The following is a 21,710-nucleotide window of genomic DNA, read 5'->3' on the forward strand; positions in this document are numbered from 1 at the left end:
TACCTGGCTGTTATTGTTCGTTGTGCGCGCGATGACGCGTGTCCCAAAATGCCATCAATAACCCTAACACTAAACCGGCTACGTGTGCCGCGTTAGCGATCGACATTCCTAAAATATCGAAATATCCGGCCACCAGCCACAGAACCGAAAACACCATCAGGCCGCGTGGCAGCATCAGACCGCGTTCCGGTGCACGTTCGCCGCTAAGCCAGCAGTAACCCATCAGCGCATAGACTACGCCGGACAGGCCACCGAACAAGGCACCGCTGAACAGCGACTGCGCCCAACCGCTGAAAAAGGCCGAGACCACCGCCAGCACGAACAGCTTGCCGGCGCCGAGGCGTTTTTCCATCGGGCCGCCGAGATACCACCACCACATCAGGTTAAAGGTGATGTGCAGCAGCGAGAAATGCAGGAAAGCATGGCTGACCCAGCGCCACAGTTGCGTGTACTGCTCGCTGTTCTGCGGCCAGGACAGCCAGTACATTACCGCGTCGTCGCCCAGTATCTGCATCAGGATATAGACCACAATGCACAGCGCCATCACGCTCAGCGTCAGCGGACCGGCCTTGCTGCGCAAGGTGTGCAGATAAGAATAGCCCTGGTAGTGCAGCTCGGCGTCGGTCTTGCCGGCCTGCCAACTGGCGGCCCGGTAGCGGCTGTTGAGTGGATCGATCAGAAACTGCTGCAGCTCATGTTGTACCTGCTCCAGATGGCTGTCGTCAGCCAGCCAGATCTCTGCCGCTTCGCCGCTGTTGTGCACCCGTAGCTCGATGCCCTGTGTCGCCATATAGTCGACAAAGGCCTGCGCCAGGCGGGGGTTGGATACGGCGATTACTCTAACCATGGCTTTTCCGTCTAAGTGAATGATTTTAGCCGCCGGTTTACCCCGATGGCGTTGACGGCCGATTATACCGTCGAAATCCTGAGCGCAGGCAGCAGATCTGCGAAAAACCCGCAAAAACACTCACTAAAAGCGCGAAAAAGGAACCCGCCGCAGACGGCGGGGGGAGGATTATGCGGAGGTTTCAACGTCCTGAGGATATTGGCGTGCCCATGCCTCGAAGCCGCCGTCAATGCTGTACACCGCGTCAAACCCCTGATGCAGCAGGTATTGCGCCGCGCTGCGGCTGCTGTTGCCGTGGTAGCACATCACCATCACCGGACGATCAAAGTCGTTTTGCTGCATAAAGGTCTGCAGGCTGGCGTTGGTCAGGTGAAAGGCGCCTGGCGTGTGCCCGGCTTCAAAACTCTGGGGATCGCGGATGTCGACCAGCGCGGCGCTGTCGTCTTTCCAACGGCTGTGCGCCTGCTCAACGTTGATCGCTTCAAACTGTTCCATAACTGCCAACTGCCTCGTAATAAGAATATGCCGCCATTGTAGTCAATTTCGCGGCAATTAAGACCAGATGAAAATTGTGGTTTATTACACCAGTTGTACTGCTGCTATATAGAACACTATCAGGAAAAGGGCGCCCTTTTCCTGACTCATTAAACTCCCGTTTCGACCGTCATCTTTTCGTAGCGATCGTTGAGGAGCTCTATCTCCGCCGTCACCTTGAACCCTAGCTTGCGATACAGTGCTTTCAGATGAGGTTTTTTCGTATCTGCCAGAAGGCCGACTTTATTGAGCCCTTGTCGCCCGGCTTCCTCAACAACACGGCTAATCAGAGATTTTGCTATCCCTCGTCCTCTGCACTCCGGCAGGACGGCCAGGGAATCTATATATATTTCATCGGGGTCTGATTCATTTTCCATTTCAGCTCGATGTTCTGTTATGGCTGTGAACCCTGACTCATCTTCTCCTTTGAAATACAGGATACAGCCAAGTATTTTTTCCTGGTCCCGAGCCACGAAGACGTTTTTATAGCCAAAATAGACATCATGGCGGCCGAAGTTCACTTCGTACTGAAACAGGGCTTCGTTGATATCGTCTTTGCCAGACAGGGCCAGTACCGCATCTTTATCCGCCAGTGCGATAAGCCTTACCACCTCTCCCGCATCAGTTTTTTTAGCGTTGCCAATAATGACATCTTCCATAATCGATGAGTCCTTTCTGTATTCGTCAGGCGCCGTACCCCATCATCTTCAGCAGTTGCTGCGCCTGCTGTACCGCTTCCTGGCGATGGGCTACGCCCAACTTCTGGTACAGGTTACGGATATGGGTTTTGATGGTGGTAGCCGCCACGTCCAGTTCGCCGGCAATTTGATCGTTGCTGTAGCCGGAATAAATCAGCCCCAGAACCTGCCATTCGCGCTGCGTCAGCGGGCTGGTGCGGATCAGTTCCGGTACCTGTGGATGAGTTAGCAGCTTATCGACGAAGTTCTCGTCAAAATGCGCGAACTTATGCCGGTGATGTTGATTGATGTCGCGCAGAATACGTTGGGCGCGATGATTTTCCAACTCCGGCAGCGTATTAAGCTGAATCAATTGGCGCAGTTGCTGCGCCATCGCTTCGCCTTCAATGACGAAATGGCTGATAAATCCGGTACGGCTGGCCAGTGAAAGCGCCTCCATCAGGACCTTCTGCGCGTCGCTTTTACGCTCCATCTGCCAGTAAAGCTGGTTGCTGAGCAACAGGTTACGGTTCAGATCGCTGACCAGGCGCAGGCGGCGGGCATTGTCGTTGAGCTCGTCGAGCACCACTTCGGCCTCTTCATACTGGCCCAGCATGATTTGTACCCGGGCAATGTTGCGCCACTGGCCTTGCATAAAGTGGTTGTCCGCCATGCCGGGTTTTTCGGTCTGGCGCAGCCATTGGGCCGCGGCTGCGGTGTCGCCGGTCATCTGCCAGTGGATCACCCGCGGTTTGTCGGCATTGGTCAGCCAGTCGCGGTGGTATTGAGAGCCGTGCAGCAGGACTTCACAACGTTGCATGTGCGCATTGGCGTTATCCAGATCGCCACGCGCCAGCGAGCACTTGGCCAACATGGCCATGCACTGCAGCTGCTGTTGAGGCTGATAGTTGGCCAGGATTTTCAGGCCTTCGCGGGCGGCGTCTTCCGCTTCGTCCAGCCGCGACCAGGACCACAGGATTTGTGAACGGATACGCAGCAGGAACTCGTGCATCGGCAGCTGTTCCAGATGCTGTTCGCGCACCAGCTCAAAAGCTTTGTCCTGCGTTTCGTAGGCGGCCTGCAGGAACCCCTGCGCAATCAGAATTTCGCTCTGCTGCAGCAGCGCCCAAAGCGCGTAGTGGTAAGCCTGATGGCGTCGGGCCATCTGCTCGGTCTGCTGCATCATCGGCAGTGCGCGAGCCAGCTCGCCCTTGCAGTGATGGACTTCGCCGGTGACCGAGGTGGCGACGATGCGGCTGTAATAGCTGGAAAGCGGCAGGAATTTCAGCGCTTCGGTGGCCAGGCGTTCGGCCTCTTCCGGCTTGCCGGCGTTGATTGCCACCTGCGCGCGCAGGGCATCAAATTCGGCGTGCAGGGTGCGATCGACGTCAATTTTATGCTCGCGCATTGCCTGTTCGGCGCGCTCCAGCAGGGTATTCACTTCGATATAGCGGTGCTGGCTCTGCGCCAGCCAGGCCTGCAGCAGTGCAAGCTTGGGGTTTTGGATCAGCTTTTCGTAAGGAAGCGCGTTCAGACACTCTTCCAGCAGGGCCAGCTCACTGTGGTGGAACAGCGACCAGGCATGCTGCAACAGGATATCGCGCAGCATGCTGACATCGCTGGCCGCCAGCGCGTGGTGGATTGCCTCCGCCGGATACCCCAGCGCCAGCCAACCTTCGGCGGCGGCCCGGTGCAGGCCCGGCAGTTCCAGCGCCAATTCCCATTGGCAACGCTGACGCAGGAAGGTGGCGAATAACGGGTGGAAACAGAACCACTCGCCGCTGTCGTCCATGCGGTGGATAAATAAGCCCTGACGCTCCAGCTCTTCCAGCCGTTGCTGGCCGTTGTCTTCGCCGGTCAGGCGGACGATCAGCGCATCGTTCATGGAACGCAGCACCGAACAACGCAGCAGGAAGGCGCGCGCCTCGGCATCGACGTGATCCAGCACTTCGTCCACCAGATAATCCGACAGGTGGCTGGCATTAAGCCCCGCCAGGCGTTTGGCCGACTGCTGGGCGGAAGAAGTGGATTGACGGGCGGATAACGCAATGAGCTGCAGCGCGGTAGCCCAACCTTCGACCTCATCGCACAGCCGGCTGCTGTCATGCTGTTCCATGGGGGCCGTCAGGCGGCAGTCAAAGAACTGTTTGGCTTCGTGATGGGTAAACGCCAGCTGTTGCGTGCCCATTTCCAAAAGTTGGTCACGCACGCGCAGATTGGCAATGCCCAACGGCGGCAAGGTGCGGGACAGCAGGATCAGCGTCAGATTTTCCGGCTGGTGGCGCAGGAAAAAGCGCATGGCTTCATGAATCACGTCATTGGTGATCAGGTGGTAGTCGTCAATCACCAGATACAGTGGCTGATGCCAGTCGGAAAGCTCGATAAACACCTGGGCGAACAGTGCCGACAGGCTGGCGTACTGATGCTTTTGACTCAGTGCTTCGCTTTTGACGCAGTGGCCGCCGCTGGCGTGTTGCAAGGCGGCGATCAGGTAGCTGGCGAAGCGCTCGGGTTGGTTGTCACTTTCATCCAGCGAGTACCAGCCCAGATCTGATTTACCGGCCGCCCACTGTGCGACCAGCGTCGTTTTCCCGTATCCCGCAGGGCAATTGACCAATGTCAGGCGATAGTTGGCCGTGCTGGCTAATTTGGCCAGCAGGCGATCGCGGATCACGGTATTTTGCAGCCGTACCGGACGGCTCAGTTTCGATGGGATCAGCATAGTATTCCAGAGTGAAAATCGCGGTTTCCGTAGCCGTTGGCCTGCCCGTTGGCGTTCATTGCAGCGCGACGCCTGCCGGGATCGGAGTAGGGTTAATTATTTTATGGCTCGTAATTAATCCCCCTCCTAACTTCTGACAACGTTAAACGTATTGCAACAAGGTTCCGCATTGGCTTGGAGTTATATTGCTATTGATCACACTTTTTTACGTTTACAGCTAAAGCCCTGTGGAACCGTGGTGTTTTAGCGCGCTTGAGTGACGCAGGTACAAGAAAGCATTTATGGGCGCGCAGGCGACTGTAGCCTCTGCGATAACTGTGCTAACGTCATTGAACAAGTTTTCACCTGGTTCTCAGTGCTCGCCGCGTCCGTCGGTGGGCTTTTTTGCATGATGCAAGGGAGTCAAAAAGTGCCTGAGATCACAATTTTAGCTACGCCCCAATCCTCCTCCCCAGCTAATCCCCAGGCGGGATGATGCCTTCACTCTTTCTCCCCGGCACGATAACGCTAATTTGACCCACTTACTGGATAGAGAGTTTTTTATGTCCCAGCCTACGCTTAAAAAGGATGCTTTCCTGGCGGCACTGACCCGTCAGTGGCAAAAGTTTGGCCTCAGTTCTGCACAACAAATGACTCAGCACCAATGGTGGGAGGCGGTAAGCGCGGCGTTGGCCGAGCAGTTGGCTGCGCAGCCTGCACCGCGCAAAAGCAGTAAGCCGCTGCGCCACGTGAACTACATTTCGATGGAGTTTCTGATTGGTCGCCTGACGGCCAACAACCTGATTAACCTGGGCTGGTATGACACCGTCGAGCAGGCATTGGCGGAGCAGGACATCAAGCTGGCGGATCTGCTGGAGCAGGAAACCGATCCGGCGTTGGGCAATGGCGGGCTGGGGCGTTTGGCGGCCTGTTTCCTGGATTCGATGGCGACGGTGGAACAACCGGCCACCGGCTACGGGTTGAATTACCAATACGGGCTGTTCCGCCAGTCGTTTAGCGACGGCCAGCAGCAGGAAGCGCCGGATAACTGGCAGCGCGAAAGCTACCCGTGGTTCCGCCACAACGCCGCGCTGTCGGTGGATGTGGGCATCGGCGGGAAACTGGAGAAATTGGCCGATGGCCGTGAACTGTGGCGTCCGGCATTTACCCTGCGCGGCGAGGCCTGGGATCTGCCGGTATTGGGCTTCCGCAATGGCGTGACTCAACCGCTGCGCCTGTGGCAGGCGACGCATCAGCATCCGTTTAATCTGAGTGATTTCAACGACGGTAAATTCCTGCAGGCGGAGAAGCAGGGCGTTGAAGCGGCCAAGCTGACCAAGGTGCTGTACCCGAATGACAACCACCAGGCAGGCAAGCGCCTGCGCCTGATGCAACAATACTTCCAGTGCGCCTGTTCGGTGGCGGATATCCTGCGTAAGCACCATCTGGCAGGCCGCAAAATTGAAGATCTGCCGAAGTACGAAGTGATCCAGCTTAACGACACTCACCCGACCATCGCCATTCCGGAAATGCTGCGCATTCTGTTGGATGAGCATCAGTTGGAGTGGGATGCCGCCTGGGCCATCACCAGCAAGACCTTCGCCTACACCAACCATACCCTGATGCCGGAGGCGTTGGAGTGCTGGGATGAGAAACTGGTACGCAGCCTGCTGCCGCGCCACTTCTCCATCATCAAGCAGATCAACGCCAACTTCAAAAAGCTGGTGGACAAGCACTGGCCGGGTGACGACGCGGTGTGGGCCAAGTTGGCAGTACACCATAACAAGCAGGTCCGCATGGCTAACCTGTGCGTGGTCAGCGGCTTTGCGGTCAACGGCGTGGCGCAATTGCACTCCGATCTGGTGGTGAAAGATCTGTTCCCGGAATATCACCAACTGTGGCCGAACAAATTCCACAACGTCACCAACGGCATCACGCCGCGCCGCTGGCTGAAGCAATGTAACCCGGCGTTGTCTGGGCTGATTGACGAAACGCTGAAGGTAGAGTGGGCTAACGATCTTGACGCGCTGAAGGGGTTGGAGAAGTACGCCGATGACGCGGCGTTCCGTCAGCGTTATCAGCAAATCAAGCGCGATAATAAAGTCGTATTGGCCAATTACGTGCACGACGTCATGGGGTTGAAACTGAACCCGGACGCGATTTTCGACGTGCAGATCAAGCGCCTGCACGAATACAAACGCCAGCACCTTAACCTGCTGCATATCCTGTCGCTGTATCGTCAACTGCGTGATAACCCGCAGCTGGATATCGTGCCGCGCGTGTTCCTGTTCGGCGCCAAAGCAGCTCCGGGCTATTACCTGGCGAAAAACATCATTTATGCGATCAACCAGGCGGCGTCGAAGATCAACAACGATCCGCTGGTGAAGGATCGCCTGAAAGTGGCGTTTATTCCTGACTACCGCGTTTCCGTCGCTGAGCTGATGATCCCGGCCGCGGATATCTCCGAGCAGATCTCCACCGCCGGTAAAGAAGCTTCAGGGACCGGCAATATGAAGCTGGCGTTAAACGGCGCGCTGACCGTCGGCACGCTGGATGGCGCTAACGTGGAAATCGCCGAGCAGGTGGGCGAAGACAACATCTTTATCTTCGGTAATACCGTGGATCAGGTGAAGGCGCTGCTGGCGAAAGGCTACGATCCGCTCAGCTACCGCAAGAAAGACAAACATCTGAAAGCGATTCTGGACGAATTGGCGAGCGGCGCATTTAGCAACGGTGACAAGCATGCTTTCGACATGATGCTGCACAGCCTGCTGGAAGGCGGCGACCCTTATTTGGTGCTGGCGGACTTTGCTTCTTACTGTAAAGCTCAACAGCAGGTAGACGAACTCTATCGTGACCGTGATGAATGGACGCGTCGTACTATTCTTAACACCGCACGCGTTGGGATGTTCAGCTCGGATCGCTCGATCCGCGACTACCAGCAGCGTATCTGGCAAGCCAAGCGTTAAGGAGAGCGAATGGATCGCAAGGTCATCGATCAGGCGGCAGCTCAGGCGGGTATCGCTGCCGATTATATTAACGCCCATGGTCAACAGCAGGCGATCGCTGAAGACACCAAGCGCAGGCTGCTGGACGCCATGGGCCGAAGCGCGTCACCGCAGGAGCCTGCGGTGACGCCGCTGCCGGCGGTGAAGGTGTTTTATCAGGGCGCGCCGGTGGCATTGCCGCTGGCGGGCAGCGGAGAGTATCAGTGGACGCTGCTGCGCGAAGACGGCGGCCGGCAGCAAGGCCGCGCCAGCGCACGCAAAACGTTCACCCTGCCGGCTGAATTGCCAACGGGCTATCATCAACTGACGCTGACACAGGGTGAACAGCAGTGGCAGTGCCGGTTGATTGTGGCGCCGAAACGCTGCTTCGAACCGGATGCCTTGTTGACCGGCAAGAAGCTGTGGGGCGCTTGCGTCCAGCTTTACACTCTTCGCTCCGATCGCAACTGGGGCATCGGTGACTTTGGCGACTTGCGCCAGATGGTGGAGCAGGTCGGTGAACGGGGCGGCGCTTTTGTCGGGCTGAATCCGATTCACTCGCTGTACCCGGCTAACCCGGAAAGCGCCAGCCCGTATAGCCCGTCGTCGCGACGCTGGTTGAACGTCATCTATATTGACGTGAACGCGGTGGAAGATTTCCAGCGCAACGAAGCCGCCCAGCAATGGTGGCTGAAACCGGCAACGCAAAAAAAGTTGGCCGAGGCCCGTGCCAGCGATCGGGTGGATTACGGCAAGGTGACGCAGCTTAAGCTGGCGGCGTTGCAACTGGCATTCCCGCTGTTCCAGGCGCGTAAAGCCGCTGACTCTCAACGTCAGGCATTCGAGCAGTTTGTTATCGACGGCGGCGAAAGTTTGTATCAGCAGGCGGCATTCGACGCGCTACATGCTCATCTTGCGGCTGCGGATGACAGCCTGTGGGGCTGGCCGGCCTGGCCGGAAGAATATCAGCAGGGTGATAGCGCTGCGGTAAAGCAATTTTGTCAGCAGCAGCAAGAACAGGTGCAATTTTACCTGTGGCTGCAGTGGTTGGCTGCCAGTCAGTTCGCCGATTGTTTCCGCCAAAGTCAGCAACAGCAGATGCCGATTGGCCTGTATCGCGATCTGGCGGTCGGCGTGGCGGAAGGGGGCGCGGAAACCTGGTGCGAACGCGAGCTGTATTGCCTGAAGGCCTCGGTTGGCGCACCGCCGGACATTCTCGGGCCGCTGGGGCAAAACTGGGGGCTGCCGCCGATGGATCCGCATGTGATGGCGGCGCGCGGCTATCAGCCGTTTATCGATCTGCTGCGCGCCAATATGACCAGCTGTGGTGCGCTGCGTATTGATCATGTGATGGCGTTACTGCGTTTATGGTGGATCCCTTACGGTGAAACCGCCGTTCACGGCGCCTACGTGAAATACCCGGTCGATGACCTGCTGGCGGTGCTGGCGCTGGAAAGTCAACGTCACCGCTGCATGGTGATTGGCGAGGACCTCGGTACCGTTCCGGTGGAAATCGTCGGCAAGCTGCGCGACAGCGGCGTTTATTCCTACAAGGTGCTGTACTTCGAACGCGACGGCGAGAACCACTTCCGCGCCCCGCAGGCCTATCCGGTTCAGGCGATGGCGACCATCACCACGCACGACCTGCCGACGCTGCGCGGCTATTGGCAAAGTGGCGATCTGAAGCTCGGCAACAAGCTGGGGCTGTATCCGGATGCGGAGATCCTGAAAGAGCTGTTCGCCGATCGCGAACGTGCCAAGCAGGGGCTACTGGATGGCTTACATCACTATGGCTGTGTGCCGCAGAAAGTGGGCAAAAAGGCGGCGTTGTTGAATATGAGCCCGCTGCTTAATCGTGGTTTGCAGCGCTATGTCGCCGACAGCGCCAGCGCCTTGCTGGGTCTGCAGCCGGAAGACTGGCTGGATATGGCGGATCCGGTCAATATTCCCGGCACCAGCGATCAGTACCCAAACTGGCGGCGAAAACTGACCAAAACGCTGGAAGAGATGTTTGCCGATCAGCAGGTCAATCGCCTGCTGAAGGATTTGGACAAGCGGCGTCGCAAGGTCTCGGTGGGGTAACAGAGAGCCATTGTGTATTAAAGACGGGGCATGAGAACTTAAGCTCTCATGCAAATGGTAGATACCCAAATTAATTGGAGTTGCAGCTAGGCGGCAAGTGCGAGCATCCCCAGGAGCTTACTCAGGTAAGTGACTGGGGTAAGTGCACGCAGCCAACAACGCTGCAACTTCAAGTAAGAAGGGTATCAGTAGTAAGAGTGCTCGCCGCGCTGGTGCTCGGTCAAATCGCGCACGCCTTTCAGTTCAGGGAACTTCTGCAGCAGCTCTTTCTCGATGCCTTCCTTCAGGGTCACATCGACCATTGAACAACCGTTACAACCGCCGCCAAACTGCAGGATAGCCAGGCTATCGTCGGTGATTTCCATCAGGGTCACACGGCCGCCGTGGCCAGCCAGCTGTGGGTTGATCTGCGACTGCAGCACGTATTCAACACGCTCCATCAGCGGCGCATTGTCGTCTACCTTGCGCATTTTGGCGTTTGGCGCTTTCAGCGTCAGCTGCGAGCCCAGTTGGTCGGTGACGAAGTCGATTTCGGCATCTTCCAGATACGGTTTGCTCAGCTCGTCGATATAGGCGGACAGCTTTTCGAACTTCAGCTCGGTATCTGTCGCTTCAACGGCGTCCGGCGGGCAATAAGAGACACCGCATTCGGCCGTAGGCGTACCCGGGTTGATCACGAATACGCGGATTTGGGTGCCTTCCTCTTGGTTTGCCAGCAGTTTGGCAAAGTGTTCCTGTGCAGTATCTGTTATACGAATCATGGCATTAGCTCGTTAGTTCAAATAGTTGACTTTAATACTAGGTTATAATACGCCCATTGCCCTGGTACTACAACGTGCGGCAAACGCACCAGATCTGGATCGATGCGGCTCCCTGCTGCTGCAACAACTTGGCGATTTCCATGACCGTACTGCCGGTCGTCACCACATCATCCAGCAGCGCGACGTGTCGGCCCGCCATGGCTTCATGGCAACGAAACGCACCACGCAAATTGCGCCGCCGCGCGCGGGCCGATAGCCGTTGCTGCGGAGCCGTTTTACGCACCCGGCTCAGGGCTGCGGGGCGGTAATCGCACCCTAACCAGTGGGCCAGTGGCCGCGCCAGCAGATCGCTCTGATTATAGCCGCGCCGCCAGCAACGTTTTGCCTGTAAGGGTACCGCTAAAATGATATCGGGTCTGTTCAGATATTGCTCTCGATGCGCCTGTTGCCAGTTCAGCAGGATTAGCCGCGCCAGCAGCGGGGCCAGTTCCGGCGTGTGCTGAAACTTGAACTTTTTTATCAACTGGCGCAGCGGCGCGGCGTAGTCATTGACGAACACCAGCGCCTGCCAGGGTGGCGGCTGTTGCAGGCAGCGGCCACAGGGCAATCTGGCATCGCCAGCGGGCAGGCCGCAGCGCGGGCAGCACAAAGGTTTGGCGGGCATGTGACGCAGGCAGTAGCTGCAGATACCCTGACCATAAAGACGCAGCGACTGTCGGCATAGCCAACAGCGGCTCTGGATTGATAGCATAACCGTCCTCCCTGACGGATGAGAATGAAAGGACAATAACGGATGAGTGCGTTGTACTGGCAAACAATAGGTGAAGGCGATCGCGATCTTGTGCTGCTCCACGGCTGGGGGCTGAATGCCGAAGTGTGGCATTGCATGATTGAGCGGCTGACGCCGCATTTCCGCCTGCATCTGGTCGACCTTCCGGGCTATGGCCGTAGCCAGGGGTTTGGCCCTATGTCACTCGAACAGATGGCGGAAACCGTGATGGCCGCGGCACCGGCGCAGGCCTGGTGGCTGGGCTGGTCGCTGGGCGGGCTGGTGGCCAGCCAGATTGCGCTGTTGCAGCCGCAACGGGTGAGCGGGTTGATCACCGTGGCTTCATCACCCTGTTTTGCCGCTCAGGATGACTGGCCGGGGATCCGCTCGGAGGTGTTGAGCGGTTTCCAGCATCAGCTGGGGCAGGATTTTCAGCGTACCGTAGAGCGTTTTCTGGCATTGCAGACGCTGGGAACGGAAAGCGCGCGGCAAGATGCCCGCTTGCTGAAATCGGTGGTGCTTAACCAACCGATGCCAAGCGTTGAGGTATTAAACGGTGGGCTGGAAATACTGCGAATGGCCGATTTGCGCCAGCCACTGGCCAAGCTGCCGTTGCCGCTGTTGCGGGTTTACGGTTATCTGGACGGTTTGGTGCCGCGTAAGGTGGCAGAACTGCTTGATGCCAAGTGGCCAAACTCGCCATCAATCATCATTGCAAAAGCAGCTCATGCACCATTCATTTCCCACCCTGATGAATTTGCAGAAATTATTGGCACTTTTGTGGCAGAAAATGGGATCTGACCCAAAATCGCACAATAAAGCGCTAAAAAAAGAGCCGCTTAGTGGATAAAAAATAAACCTGTTCAATACTTAGGTGGGTAACTGCGTTGGCTGCACAATGAAAAAACGCGTGCGTATTTTCATTCGGCGTTTCGTCTCTGGGAAAACGGTCTCGTCAGGGAAAGCAACGAGGTCCGAAGATGTCACGGCAGCCAGTGTTATCGCGCATTTACTCTGGACGGCTTTCATAACAAATAAATTATCCCTTGAGAGGTATGGTAATGAAATCTTTGAAAATGATTGTTGCAGCGTTAGTTGTGGGTTCCGTGTCTTTCAGCACCCTGGCGGCAACCTTGCTGACCAAGGAAGACCTGGATAAGAATCCGGGTAAATATGAGAAGATCGGTACGGTAACTACCACCGCACAAACCACATCGCCGATGGATGCAAAAGAAGAACTGTCCAAACTGGCTGATGAAAAAGGCGGACAATATTACGTGATCCTGGCAGGCCGTGAGCACGGCAAGTTCAGTGCTATCGCCGAAGTGTACAAAGACAAGCAATAATCAAGAAGGGGGCGCGCCTCGTGCCGCGCCCCACCTCTCAGTGTTTTAACCGATATATCACCGTACTGCTGCACGCTTTGCCTTCCGGACAGCTTTTGCAACTGCCGCTCAGGCAGGCGCTGTTATCCTGCTCGATGCGCTCCACTTTCCCCATTGCGACCAAACGCTCCAGCATTGCCTGCACCAGCGGCAGCGGAGCCGCCAGCTGACGGCTGAGCTGAAGCGCCTGTACGCTACCGTGCAGCGCCAATGCGTCGCGGATCTGCAGCAGGCCGGCCATTAGTGGCAGTTGCCCTTGGCGCCCTGACAGCAGGCTGCCGGGGTGGCGTTGCTCAGGCGTACCGTGACCCGACTACGTGCCCGGCGCAGGCCGAACAGAATCAGCAGATTGAATAACACCACGATGGCGATCGCCGCCAGGCTGTACTGCGGATGCTGGCTGAAGGTGGCAATCTGATAAAACAGCGTGGCCAGCGAGTAGGCGACGTTCAGCCCCCAGAGAATGGAGAAGGTCATCCAGCCGCGGCTGGATTCGCGGGCGATGGCCCCCATCACCGAGACGCAAGGGACGTACAGCAACACAAAGATCAGGTAGCTGTAGGCGGAAACCCCGGAGCCGAATTTGCTGCTCATAACGCCCATTGAGCCGACGTCCATTTCCCCATCGCCCTTGCTGGCCTCAATCGGGTTGGACAGTACGCTCAGGCTGAAGGTGTCTTTCAGCCCTTGCCAGGTGGTGTCCAATGCGCCACCCAGTTCATCCAGCAGGTTAAAGTTGGCGGCATCAAATTCGGTGCTGTTGATATGTTCGGCGGTGTACAGGGTATTTAGCGTACCGACCACCACTTCTTTCGCCATGGCCCCGGTCACCAGGCCGACGGTAGCCTGCCAGTTGTCACTGTGCACGCCCATCGGTTTCAGCAGCGGCGTCAATACTTTGGACACCGACGCCAGCGCCGAGTCATTAATGTTATCTACCGGCTTGCCGCTGAACGAAAAGCTGTTCAGGCCGCCAATAAAGATGCTGGCAACCACAATCACCTTACCGGCACGTAGCACAAAGCCTTTCAGGCGCTGCCAGGTTTGCAGCAGCAGGCTTTTCAGGTGTGGCACGTGGTAAACCGGCAACTCCATCACGAAGGGGGAAGCTTCACCGCGCATGATGGTGTACTTCAATACCAGACCGGTGAGGATTGCCACCACAATACCCAGCATATACAAAGAGAACACCACGCCTGCGCCATCCTGGCCAAAGAAAGCAGCGGCAAACACGGCGAAGATCGCCAGCCGAGCCCCGCAGGACATGAAGGGCGCCATCATGATGGTAATCAGGCGTTCGCGCTGCGCATCCAGCGTACGTGCGCCCATGATCGAAGGCACGTTACAGCCGAAGCCGACGATCAGCGGCACGAAGGACTTGCCGGGCAACCCGAGCGCCTGCATCAGACGGTCCATCACGAATGCCGCACGCGCCATATAGCCGGAGTCTTCGAGGAACGACAGGAACAGGTACATCATGCCGATTTGCGGCACCAGCGGCAGCACGGTGTTGATACCACCTCCGACCCCCTGCGCCAGGAAAATGGTCAACCATTCAGGGAAGTGCAGGGTATAGCCCAGCCATTGAATACCCTGAATAAAGATTGCCGCTGACCCGATATCGAAGATCGGCTGCAGTGCGCCGCCGAGGTTGATGGCCAGCAGGAACATCAAATACATCACCAGCAGGAAGATGGGCACCCCTAACCAGCGGTTGAGGATCACTTTATCCAGCGCTTCGGTCAGACGGTTCGGCATGGCCTGTTGTGAATTGCTCACGGCATCGCACAGGGTGGCGATTGACTGATAACGCGCATCGGCAATCACCAGTGCAGGATCTTCCTGCTGTTGCCGCTGCAGCGCCTGTTTGGCCGCCGGCAGCAGGGCCGCCGCAGGGCCGGCAAGCTGGTGGCTGTAGATATCACCTTCCAGCATCTGCAGCGCCAGCCAGCGACGTTGCTCGCTTGGCAGGGTCTGCGGCATGGCGTCGCTCAGCGTGGTCATTTCCTTGAGCAGCAGCGGCGGGTAGTTCACCAGCGCTTTTAATTCATTGAATTGATGATTGTCGATCATCTGCTTCAGCACGCCAATGCCGTCGGCTTTGGTGGACACCATCGGCACCACCGGACAGCCGAGACGCGCCGACAGTGCCGCGATATCGATATTAATTTTTTGGCTTTTGGCGATATCCAACATATTCAGCGCGACAATGCAGGGGATGCCCAGCTCCAGCAGTTGCAGCGTCAGGTATAGATTGCGTTCCAGATTGGAAGCATCGACCACGTTGATCAGCAGATCGGCGTCGCCGCTCAGAATGTAGTGGCAGGCAATTTGTTCGTCGAGTGAGGTTTGCTCCGAGATGGTGGTCAGGGAGTAGGTGCCGGGCAGATCGACCAGTTTGACCTGTGATTGCGGCGTGGTGAACAGTCCTTCTTTGCGTTCTACCGTCACGCCCGCCCAGTTACCGACCCGCTGGCGTGCCCCGGTCAGCTGGTTGAACAGCGTAGTTTTACCGGAGTTGGGGTTGCCTATTAAGCCAATAGTGAGTTTTTTCATAATTTAGCGTGATATCAGTCAATGGAAATTGGGCCAGGCAAGATGCATGGCCAAAGCAAGGCGGCTCAGGACTAGCCGTCGAGCAGGATCAGGGCCAGATCTTTCCTGCGCAGCACCAGGCTGACGCGGCGGGTTTTTATTTCTATGGGATCACCCAATGGTGCGACGCGTACCACTTCAAAAGACGAGCCCGGCAGCATGCCGAGGGATAAAAGTTTTTGGCGATAAGCCGGGCCGATTTCATTGGCGAAGCCGGCGATCTTATAAGACCGTTTAGGCAGAAGATGCATGTAACCTTCTCTAAGCCCAGGCTATTGGGCTGGTGATGATAAAAGAACGTTCCAATGGCAGTCCCGAGATAAAAACCACGGGCTGCCGACGCTTTCAATCCATGAGGCAATGCAGTGAACACGCAAAATAATAATAGTGAGAATAATTATCGTATTCAATACAAAAAATAGGGGTATTGGTAACCAAAGGTTGTGGCGATCACATTTAGAGAATGCAATTGCCTGACAGCGCTATTTTTATCACCCAGCCTGGTGGGGTGCAAATGCGAATGGTGAGTTAAATCAGTTACGTATTTGTAGTGAATTTTTCCGGTTTGAAAAAAGTAGTGACAGATTCGACAGCTTTGATTCAGTGACGTCAATATCGGTATTTATTAGGCAACATATTGCCGGCTGAATACGAGCGCTAAGCATTTGTGTTTCGCTGAGAAATACCGGAATGAGAATTTAATGTTAATAGAGATGTTAATAAATGGCTATTTAGCGTGGCTTTCAGGCTTAAAACCGGAATTATCAGGGCTGTCGGCGGCAGCGAATAAAAATGCGGGTTTATTGAGGCGGGTCAAAAAATGATGAGGGTATTTAGCGGAAAAGGGAGGGGTTAACCCCCTCCCTGTGTCTCATGCGTTTTCTGCTGGCCGCCTGACTACGACTTTCTGCCAAAGGCCGCCGCCAGTGCGTCACCCATGGCGCTGTTGCCTGCCGAGGTGTTAGCGCCACGCGGTTTGGACTTATTGGCCTGCGGTCGCGAGGTGTTGTCCTTGGCCGGCGCTGAATTGCCACCGCGCCGTGGGGAACCTTCACCCGGTTGCTCGTCCAGACGCATGCTCAATGCAATGCGTTTACGTTGCAGGTCCACTTCCATCACCTTCACTTTGACGATGTCACCGGCTTTCACCACGGTGTGCGGATCTTCGACAAACTTGTCCGCCAGCGAGGAGATATGCACCAGCCCATCCTGATGCACGCCGATATCAACAAAGGCACCGAAGTTGGTGACGTTGGTGACCGAACCTTCCAGGATCATTCCCGGCTGCAGGTCGTTGAGGGTTTCCACCCCTTCGGCAAAGGTTGCGGTTTTGAATTCCGGACGCGGATCGCGGCCCGGCTTCTCCAGCTCCTTCAGGATGTCGGTCACCGTCGGCACACCGAACTTCTCGTCGGTAAAGTCGCTGGCCTTCAGGCTGCGCACCGCCGCCGGGTTGCCCATCAGATCCTGCAGAGCCTGATGAGTTGCGGCCAGAATGCGTTCGACCACCGGGTAGGTTTCCGGGTGAACGGTCGAGGCGTCCAGTGGGTTGTCACCGTGGTTGATACGCAAGAAGCCGGCGCACTGTTCAAAGGCTTTCGGCCCCAAGCGACTGACTTTCAGCAGCTGTTCGCGGTTGCTGAAGCGGCCGTTTTCGTCACGCCAGGTGACAATATTCTGCGCCATCATGCGCGTCAGGCCGGCTACGCGGGTTAGCAGCGGCACCGAGGCGGTATTCAGATCCACACCGACGGCGTTCACGCAGTCTTCGACCACGGAATCGAGTTTTTTCGCCAGTTGGCTTTGGCTGACGTCATGCTGATACTGGCCGACGCCGATGGATTTCGGATCGATTTTGACCAGCTCGGCCAGCGGATCCTGCAGACGACGTGCGATGGATACCGCACCGCGCAGCGAGACGTCGAGGTTAGGGAATTCCAGCGCCGCCAGTTCGGAAGCGGAGTACACCGAAGCGCCGGCTTCGCTGACGATCACCTTTTGTGCTTTGACTTCGCTGAACTGCTGTTGCAGGTCGAGGTAAAAACGTTCGGTCTCGCGCGATGCGGTGCCGTTGCCGATGGCGACCAGCTCCACTTTATGCTTGATGCACAGGGCGGCGACGATGGCGGCGGCTTTAGCGGCCTGACCGGTGTGCGGGTACACGGTGTCGGTGGCGACCAGCTTGCCGGTAGCATCGACTACCGCCACTTTGACCCCGGTACGCAGGCCCGGATCCAGCCCCATGGTGGCGCGCATACCGGCCGGGGCCGCCATCAGCAGGTCATGCATGTTACGGGCAAAGACGTTGATCGCTTCGTCTTCCGCGCGTTCGCGCACCGTGCTCATCAGTTCGGTTTCCAGATGCAGCAGCACCTTGATACGCCAGGTCCAGTTGACCACCGCTTTGCGCCAGGCATCCGCCGGAGCATCATTCAGGCGCAGATCCAGGTGGCTGATGATGATCTGCTCCGCCTGGCTTTCGCGTGGGGCTTCTTCAAACTGCGGATCGGCATTCAGCGCCAGCTGCAGTACGCCTTCGTTACGGCCGCGGAACATGGCCAGCGCACGGTGCGATGGCACCTGGGCAATGGGTTCATGATGATCGAAATAGTCGCGGAACTTGGCCCCGGCTTCTTCCTTGCCTTCCACCACTTTGGACACCAGGTGCGCATGTTTCCACAGGTAGTTACGGACCTTGGCCAGTAATGCGGCATCTTCGGCGAAGCGCTCCATCAGGATATAACGCGCGCCGTCGAGGGCGGCTTTTACGTCCGCTACGCCCTTGTCTGCATTAACGTAACCTTCGGCCAACTGTTCAGGTTGCTGCTGAGGATCCTGCCACAGCGTGTCCGCCAGAGGCTCCAGACCGGCTTCAATCGCGATCTGGCCGCGGGTGCGGCGCTTCGGTTTGTAAGGCAGGTAGAGGTCTTCGAGTTCGGTTTTGCTTTGCGTGGCGGTGATCGCCGTCGCCAGCTGTTCGGTCAGTTTGCCCTGCTCGTCGATCGATTTAAGGATGGTCTGACGGCGGTCTTCCAGTTCACGCAGATAACCCAGGCGGGTTTCCAGCTGGCGCAGTTGGGTATCGTCCAGACCCCCGGTGACTTCCTTACGATAGCGTGCAATAAAGGGCACGGTATTACCTTCATCCAGCAGACGGATGGCGGAGTCAACTTGCTCCGGCCGGGCCTGCAGTTCTGTTGCAATAATGCGGCTCAGTGGGTCATTCATAAGTCTGGTATCTGTTGAGAACGGTTGGTAAACAGGGGGACAGTTATACGGATTGCGCGGGGAAAATGCCAGTGGAGCGGGCCGCCTCTCGACAGTCATAGCGCGTAAAGCGGCCTGTACTGCGGCGGCGGGCGGTCGCTCGGAAAAAACTGAAATCTTATTTTACGTACTCGATCTCATTCACGTACCACAGGGCATCGCCGACTGGCGTATTAACGGTGGCGGCATCACCCACTTCTTTTTTAAGCAGCGCGCGGGCCATGGGCGAATCGATGGAGATGTAGTCTCGGCGGCCAAAAATCTCGTCATAGCCGACGATGCGAAAGCGTTTAGTGTCGCCGTCCTCGTTTTCCACTACCACCCAGGCACCGAAAAACACTTTGCCTTCCTGCTGCGGGGAGTAATCGACAATCTTTAATTGCTCGAGGCATTTGGTCAGGTAGCGTACGCGGCGATCGATTTCCCGCAGCCGTTTTTTGTTGTACTGATAATCGGCATTTTCACTTCTGTCGCCGAGGCTGGCTGCCCAGGTCACTTTTTTGGTGACCTCTGGCCGATCTTCGCGCCAGAGAAAGTCTAATTCCTGCTTTAGCTTGTCGTAACCTTCGCGGGTTATCAGCTGCGTTCTCATCGTGGTTCCTCCTTTAGGGGCATATCAAAGGGAAGGACGTCATTGCGTTGGCAAAGTGTCGCACAAACTCGCATCGGGCTGTAGGCTGCTGTTGCACAATCCAATGAGCGTTAATCATCGGCCACGCGCAAAATTGCCGGTGCTGGCGTTTCTTATCGCCCCGGCTGAGTTACACTGCCGAATCAGCCGTCGGGTATGCCGCCAGCCAAAAGACGCAGTGCTTCTAAATTTAACCTATGCGCATCGTGATTTTGGCGAATCGTCGCGGGCATTTTGATGAAAATTGTTGATAAATGGGCAAAAGAATAAGCTTTGTAACAATTTCGTCTAGAATATATACCATTAAACGCTGTCCGAAATGACAGGGTTTTTTAACAATATTCACGTCAGGCAATAAAGCCTTTGGGAGTAATACAATGCAAGAGAATCATAAGATTCTGGTCGTCGATGATGACATGCGCCTGCGTGCGCTTTTAGAGCGTTATTTAACCGAACAGGGTTTTCAGGTTCGCAGCGTAGCCAACGCTGAGCAAATGGATCGCTTGCTGACTCGTGAATCATTCCACCTGATGGTGCTTGACCTGATGTTGCCGGGCGAAGATGGTCTTTCCATCTGCCGCCGTCTGCGCAGCCAAAGCAACCCTATGCCGATCATTATGGTGACCGCCAAAGGTGAAGAAGTCGACCGTATCGTTGGCCTGGAAATCGGCGCTGACGATTACATCCCAAAACCCTTCAACCCACGTGAACTGCTGGCCCGCATCCGTGCGGTGTTGCGCCGTCAGGCCAATGAACTGCCGGGCGCTCCTTCACAGGAAGAGGCGGTGATCGCCTTTGGTAAATTCAAACTGAACCTCGGCACCCGCGAAATGTTCCGCGAAGACGAGCCTATGCCGTTGACCAGCGGCGAATTCGCAGTGCTGAAGGCGCTGGTGAGCCATCCTCGCGAACCGCTTTCGCGCGATAAGCTGATGAACCTGGCCCGCGGCCGTGAATACAGCGCCATGGAACGCTCCATCGACGTGCAAATTTCTCGTTTGCGTCGCATGGTTGAGGAAGATCCTGCGCATCCACGCTACATCCAGACCGTTTGGGGTCTTGGCTACGTCTTCGTCCCGGACGGCAGCAAGGCATGAGACGATTGCGCTTTTCACCGCGTAGCTCGTTTGCCCGAACCCTGCTATTGATCGTCACCTTGCTGTTCGTCAGCCTGGTGACGACCTATCTGGTGGTGCTGAACTTCGCCATCCTGCCCAGCCTGCAGCAGTTCAATAAGGTGTTGGCCTACGAAGTTCGTATGCTGATGACCGACCGGCTGCAGCTGGAGGATGGTACTTTGCTGGAAGTACCGCCGGCGTTCCGTCGCGAAATCTATCGCGAACTGGGCATTTCTCTCTACACCAATTCTGCGGCGGAAGAGAGCGGTCTGCGCTGGGCGCAGCACTACCAATTCCTCAGCCAGCAAATGGCGCAGCAGCTCGGCGGGCCCACCGACGTGCGGGTGGAAGTAAACAAAAACTCACCGGTGGTGTGGCTGAAAACCTGGCTGCAACCGGATATCTGGGTGCGTGTTCCACTGACTGAAATTCACCAGGGCGATTTCTCGCCGCTGTTCCGCTATACCCTGGCGATTATGCTGTTGGCCATAGGTGGCGCCTGGCTGTTTATCCGTATTCAGAACCGCCCGCTGGTGGAGCTTGAGCATGCCGCTTTGCAGGTGGGCAAGGGCATCATTCCACCGCCGCTGCGTGAGTATGGCGCATCGGAAGTCCGTTCGGTAACGCGGGCCTTTAATCAGATGGCGTCGGGCGTCAAGCAGCTGGCGGACGACCGCACATTGCTGATGGCCGGGGTGAGCCACGACCTGCGTACGCCACTGACGCGTATCCGTCTGGCGACCGAGATGATGAGTGCCGAAGACGGCTACCTGGCGGAGTCGATCAATAAAGATATTGAAGAGTGCAACGACATCATTGAGCAGTTTATTGATTATCTGCGCACCGGCCAGGAGATGCAGACAGAAATCAGCGATTTGAATAGCATTCTGGGCGAAGTGGTGGCTGCCGAGAGTGGCTATGAGCGGGTGATTGAAACCGCTTTGGCGCCGGGCGAACTGATGATGAATGTGCATCCGTTGTCGATCAAGCGTGCAGCGGTGAATATGGTGGTGAATGCGGCGCGTTACGGCAACGGCTGGATCAAAGTCAGCAGCGGCCGTGAGCTGCAGCGCGGCTGGTTCCAGGTGGAAGACGACGGCCCGGGCATTAAACCGGAAGAGCTGAAGCATCTGTTGCAGCCATTTGTTCGTGGTGACAGCGCGCGCAGTACCAGCGGGACCGGGCTGGGCCTGGCTATCGTACAGCGTATTATCGATGGGCATCATGGCGCACTGGATATCGGCACCAGCGAACGCGGTGGGCTGTTGATTCGGGCTTATATTCCGTTACCGATGGAGAAAAAAGAGTCGGGCAATGGGCATCAGACCCCGAAGGACAGCGCGTAATCTTTTTGTC

Annotated in this window: 17 protein-coding genes; 6 read left to right on the forward strand and 11 right to left on the reverse strand. The window is 56.7% G+C overall.

Going from position 1 to position 21,710, the window contains the following annotated elements; all coding sequences use genetic code 11:
• Positions 1-10 precede the first annotated feature (10 nt).
• The 4 genes from glpG to malT form a co-directional block, all read right to left on the reverse strand.
• Positions 11-847: a rhomboid family intramembrane serine protease GlpG gene (glpG, locus tag M2407_RS21405; protein ID WP_020837376.1), complete on the reverse strand. Its 837-nt coding sequence runs from the start codon at positions 845-847 to the stop codon at positions 11-13.
• 168 nt (positions 848-1,015) lie between these two features.
• Positions 1,016-1,342 carry a thiosulfate sulfurtransferase GlpE gene (glpE, locus tag M2407_RS21410; RefSeq protein ID WP_020837374.1) on the reverse strand — a complete coding sequence of 109 codons (327 nt, stop codon included), beginning with the start codon at positions 1,340-1,342 and terminating at the stop codon, positions 1,016-1,018.
• Positions 1,343-1,491: 149 nt separating this feature from the next.
• Positions 1,492-2,040 carry a GNAT family N-acetyltransferase gene (locus tag M2407_RS21415; RefSeq protein ID WP_020837372.1) on the reverse strand — a complete coding sequence of 183 codons (549 nt, stop codon included), beginning with the start codon at positions 2,038-2,040 and terminating at the stop codon, positions 1,492-1,494.
• Positions 2,041-2,065: 25 nt separating this feature from the next.
• Positions 2,066-4,780 carry an HTH-type transcriptional regulator MalT gene (malT, locus tag M2407_RS21420; RefSeq protein ID WP_020837370.1) on the reverse strand — a complete coding sequence of 905 codons (2,715 nt, stop codon included), beginning with the start codon at positions 4,778-4,780 and terminating at the stop codon, positions 2,066-2,068.
• A 542-nt stretch (positions 4,781-5,322) separates the two neighbouring features.
• Here malT and malP point away from each other — a divergent pair.
• Complete coding sequence (gene malP / locus M2407_RS21425; RefSeq protein ID WP_020837369.1) at positions 5,323-7,728, forward strand: maltodextrin phosphorylase; 2,406 nt, start codon at positions 5,323-5,325, stop codon at positions 7,726-7,728.
• A gap of 9 nt (positions 7,729-7,737) precedes the next feature.
• Positions 7,738-9,828: a 4-alpha-glucanotransferase gene (gene malQ, locus M2407_RS21430; protein ID WP_020837368.1), complete on the forward strand. Its 2,091-nt coding sequence runs from the start codon at positions 7,738-7,740 to the stop codon at positions 9,826-9,828.
• 185 nt (positions 9,829-10,013) lie between these two features.
• On the opposite strand, the gene nfuA is transcribed toward malQ, so the two are convergent.
• Both nfuA and gntX read right to left on the reverse strand, forming a co-directional pair.
• The gene (nfuA, locus tag M2407_RS21435; RefSeq protein WP_006328556.1) at positions 10,014-10,589 is read right to left on the reverse strand and encodes a Fe-S biogenesis protein NfuA; all 576 of its coding nucleotides are present in this window, start codon (positions 10,587-10,589) and stop codon (positions 10,014-10,016) included.
• Between the two features lie 67 nt (positions 10,590-10,656).
• Entirely contained in the window at positions 10,657-11,340 is a 684-nt protein-coding gene (gntX, locus tag M2407_RS21440; RefSeq protein ID WP_046372467.1) for a DNA utilization protein GntX, read from the reverse strand.
• 42 nt (positions 11,341-11,382) lie between these two features.
• Between gntX and bioH the strand changes: the two genes are divergently transcribed.
• Together bioH and M2407_RS21450 are read left to right on the forward strand one after the other, a co-directional pair.
• Positions 11,383-12,159: a pimeloyl-ACP methyl ester esterase BioH gene (gene bioH, locus M2407_RS21445; RefSeq protein ID WP_201895925.1), complete on the forward strand. Its 777-nt coding sequence runs from the start codon at positions 11,383-11,385 to the stop codon at positions 12,157-12,159.
• A gap of 260 nt (positions 12,160-12,419) precedes the next feature.
• Entirely contained in the window at positions 12,420-12,704 is a 285-nt protein-coding gene (locus M2407_RS21450; protein ID WP_046372469.1) for a YdgH/BhsA/McbA-like domain containing protein, read from the forward strand.
• A 37-nt stretch (positions 12,705-12,741) separates the two neighbouring features.
• Here M2407_RS21450 and M2407_RS21455 read toward each other — a convergent pair whose 3' ends face one another.
• The 5 genes from M2407_RS21455 to greB all read right to left on the reverse strand — a co-directional run bounded on the left by M2407_RS21455 (position 12,742) and on the right by greB (position 19,197).
• Positions 12,742-12,984: a FeoC-like transcriptional regulator gene (locus M2407_RS21455; protein WP_044554790.1), complete on the reverse strand. Its 243-nt coding sequence runs from the start codon at positions 12,982-12,984 to the stop codon at positions 12,742-12,744.
• On the reverse strand, positions 12,984-15,299 hold the full coding sequence (gene feoB, locus M2407_RS21460) for a Fe(2+) transporter permease subunit FeoB (RefSeq protein WP_020837363.1): 2,316 nt from the start codon (positions 15,297-15,299) through the stop codon (positions 12,984-12,986). Before feoB ends, M2407_RS21455 begins: the two co-directional genes overlap by 1 nt.
• 71 nt (positions 15,300-15,370) lie before the next feature.
• Positions 15,371-15,589, reverse strand: a complete 219-nt coding sequence (feoA, locus tag M2407_RS21465) for a ferrous iron transporter A (protein ID WP_020837362.1) — start codon at positions 15,587-15,589, stop codon at positions 15,371-15,373.
• Positions 15,590-16,235: 646 nt separating this feature from the next.
• Positions 16,236-18,566, reverse strand: coding sequence for a Tex family protein (locus M2407_RS21470; RefSeq protein ID WP_046372471.1), 2,331 nt, complete (start codon positions 18,564-18,566; stop codon positions 16,236-16,238).
• 157 nt (positions 18,567-18,723) lie between these two features.
• Positions 18,724-19,197 carry a transcription elongation factor GreB gene (greB, locus tag M2407_RS21475; protein ID WP_020837359.1) on the reverse strand — a complete coding sequence of 158 codons (474 nt, stop codon included), beginning with the start codon at positions 19,195-19,197 and terminating at the stop codon, positions 18,724-18,726.
• A gap of 416 nt (positions 19,198-19,613) precedes the next feature.
• On the opposite strand from greB, the gene ompR reads away from it, so the two are divergent.
• Entirely contained in the window at positions 19,614-20,333 is a 720-nt protein-coding gene (gene ompR, locus M2407_RS21480; protein WP_004709363.1) for a two-component system response regulator OmpR, read from the forward strand.
• On the forward strand, positions 20,330-21,700 hold the full coding sequence (gene envZ, locus M2407_RS21485) for a two-component system sensor histidine kinase EnvZ (RefSeq protein ID WP_142816250.1): 1,371 nt from the start codon (positions 20,330-20,332) through the stop codon (positions 21,698-21,700). Before ompR ends, envZ begins: the two co-directional genes overlap by 4 nt.
• Positions 21,701-21,710 lie beyond the last annotated feature (10 nt).

This window comes from Serratia sp. BIGb0234, assembly GCF_024809915.1.
GTDB classification, from domain to species: domain Bacteria; phylum Pseudomonadota; class Gammaproteobacteria; order Enterobacterales; family Enterobacteriaceae; genus Serratia; species Serratia liquefaciens.

Coding starts and splice junctions, on each gene's coding strand:
- feoA (WP_020837362.1), bottom strand. CDS start 15,589: ATGCATCTTCTGCCTAAACGGTCTTATAAGATCGCCGGCTTCGCCAAT.
- envZ (WP_142816250.1), top strand. CDS start 20,330: ATGAGACGATTGCGCTTTTCACCGCGTAGCTCGTTTGCCCGAACCCTG.
- malT (WP_020837370.1), bottom strand. CDS start 4,780: ATGCTGATCCCATCGAAACTGAGCCGTCCGGTACGGCTGCAAAATACC.
- bioH (WP_201895925.1), top strand. CDS start 11,383: ATGAGTGCGTTGTACTGGCAAACAATAGGTGAAGGCGATCGCGATCTT.
- malP (WP_020837369.1), top strand. CDS start 5,323: ATGTCCCAGCCTACGCTTAAAAAGGATGCTTTCCTGGCGGCACTGACC.
- M2407_RS21450 (WP_046372469.1), top strand. CDS start 12,420: ATGAAATCTTTGAAAATGATTGTTGCAGCGTTAGTTGTGGGTTCCGTG.
- glpG (WP_020837376.1), bottom strand. CDS start 847: ATGGTTAGAGTAATCGCCGTATCCAACCCCCGCCTGGCGCAGGCCTTT.
- M2407_RS21470 (WP_046372471.1), bottom strand. CDS start 18,566: ATGAATGACCCACTGAGCCGCATTATTGCAACAGAACTGCAGGCCCGG.
- malQ (WP_020837368.1), top strand. CDS start 7,738: ATGGATCGCAAGGTCATCGATCAGGCGGCAGCTCAGGCGGGTATCGCT.
- gntX (WP_046372467.1), bottom strand. CDS start 11,340: ATGCTATCAATCCAGAGCCGCTGTTGGCTATGCCGACAGTCGCTGCGT.
- ompR (WP_004709363.1), top strand. CDS start 19,614: ATGCAAGAGAATCATAAGATTCTGGTCGTCGATGATGACATGCGCCTG.
- feoB (WP_020837363.1), bottom strand. CDS start 15,299: ATGAAAAAACTCACTATTGGCTTAATAGGCAACCCCAACTCCGGTAAA.
- nfuA (WP_006328556.1), bottom strand. CDS start 10,589: ATGATTCGTATAACAGATACTGCACAGGAACACTTTGCCAAACTGCTG.
- M2407_RS21455 (WP_044554790.1), bottom strand. CDS start 12,984: ATGGCCGGCCTGCTGCAGATCCGCGACGCATTGGCGCTGCACGGTAGC.
- M2407_RS21415 (WP_020837372.1), bottom strand. CDS start 2,040: ATGGAAGATGTCATTATTGGCAACGCTAAAAAAACTGATGCGGGAGAG.
- greB (WP_020837359.1), bottom strand. CDS start 19,197: ATGAGAACGCAGCTGATAACCCGCGAAGGTTACGACAAGCTAAAGCAG.
- glpE (WP_020837374.1), bottom strand. CDS start 1,342: ATGGAACAGTTTGAAGCGATCAACGTTGAGCAGGCGCACAGCCGTTGG.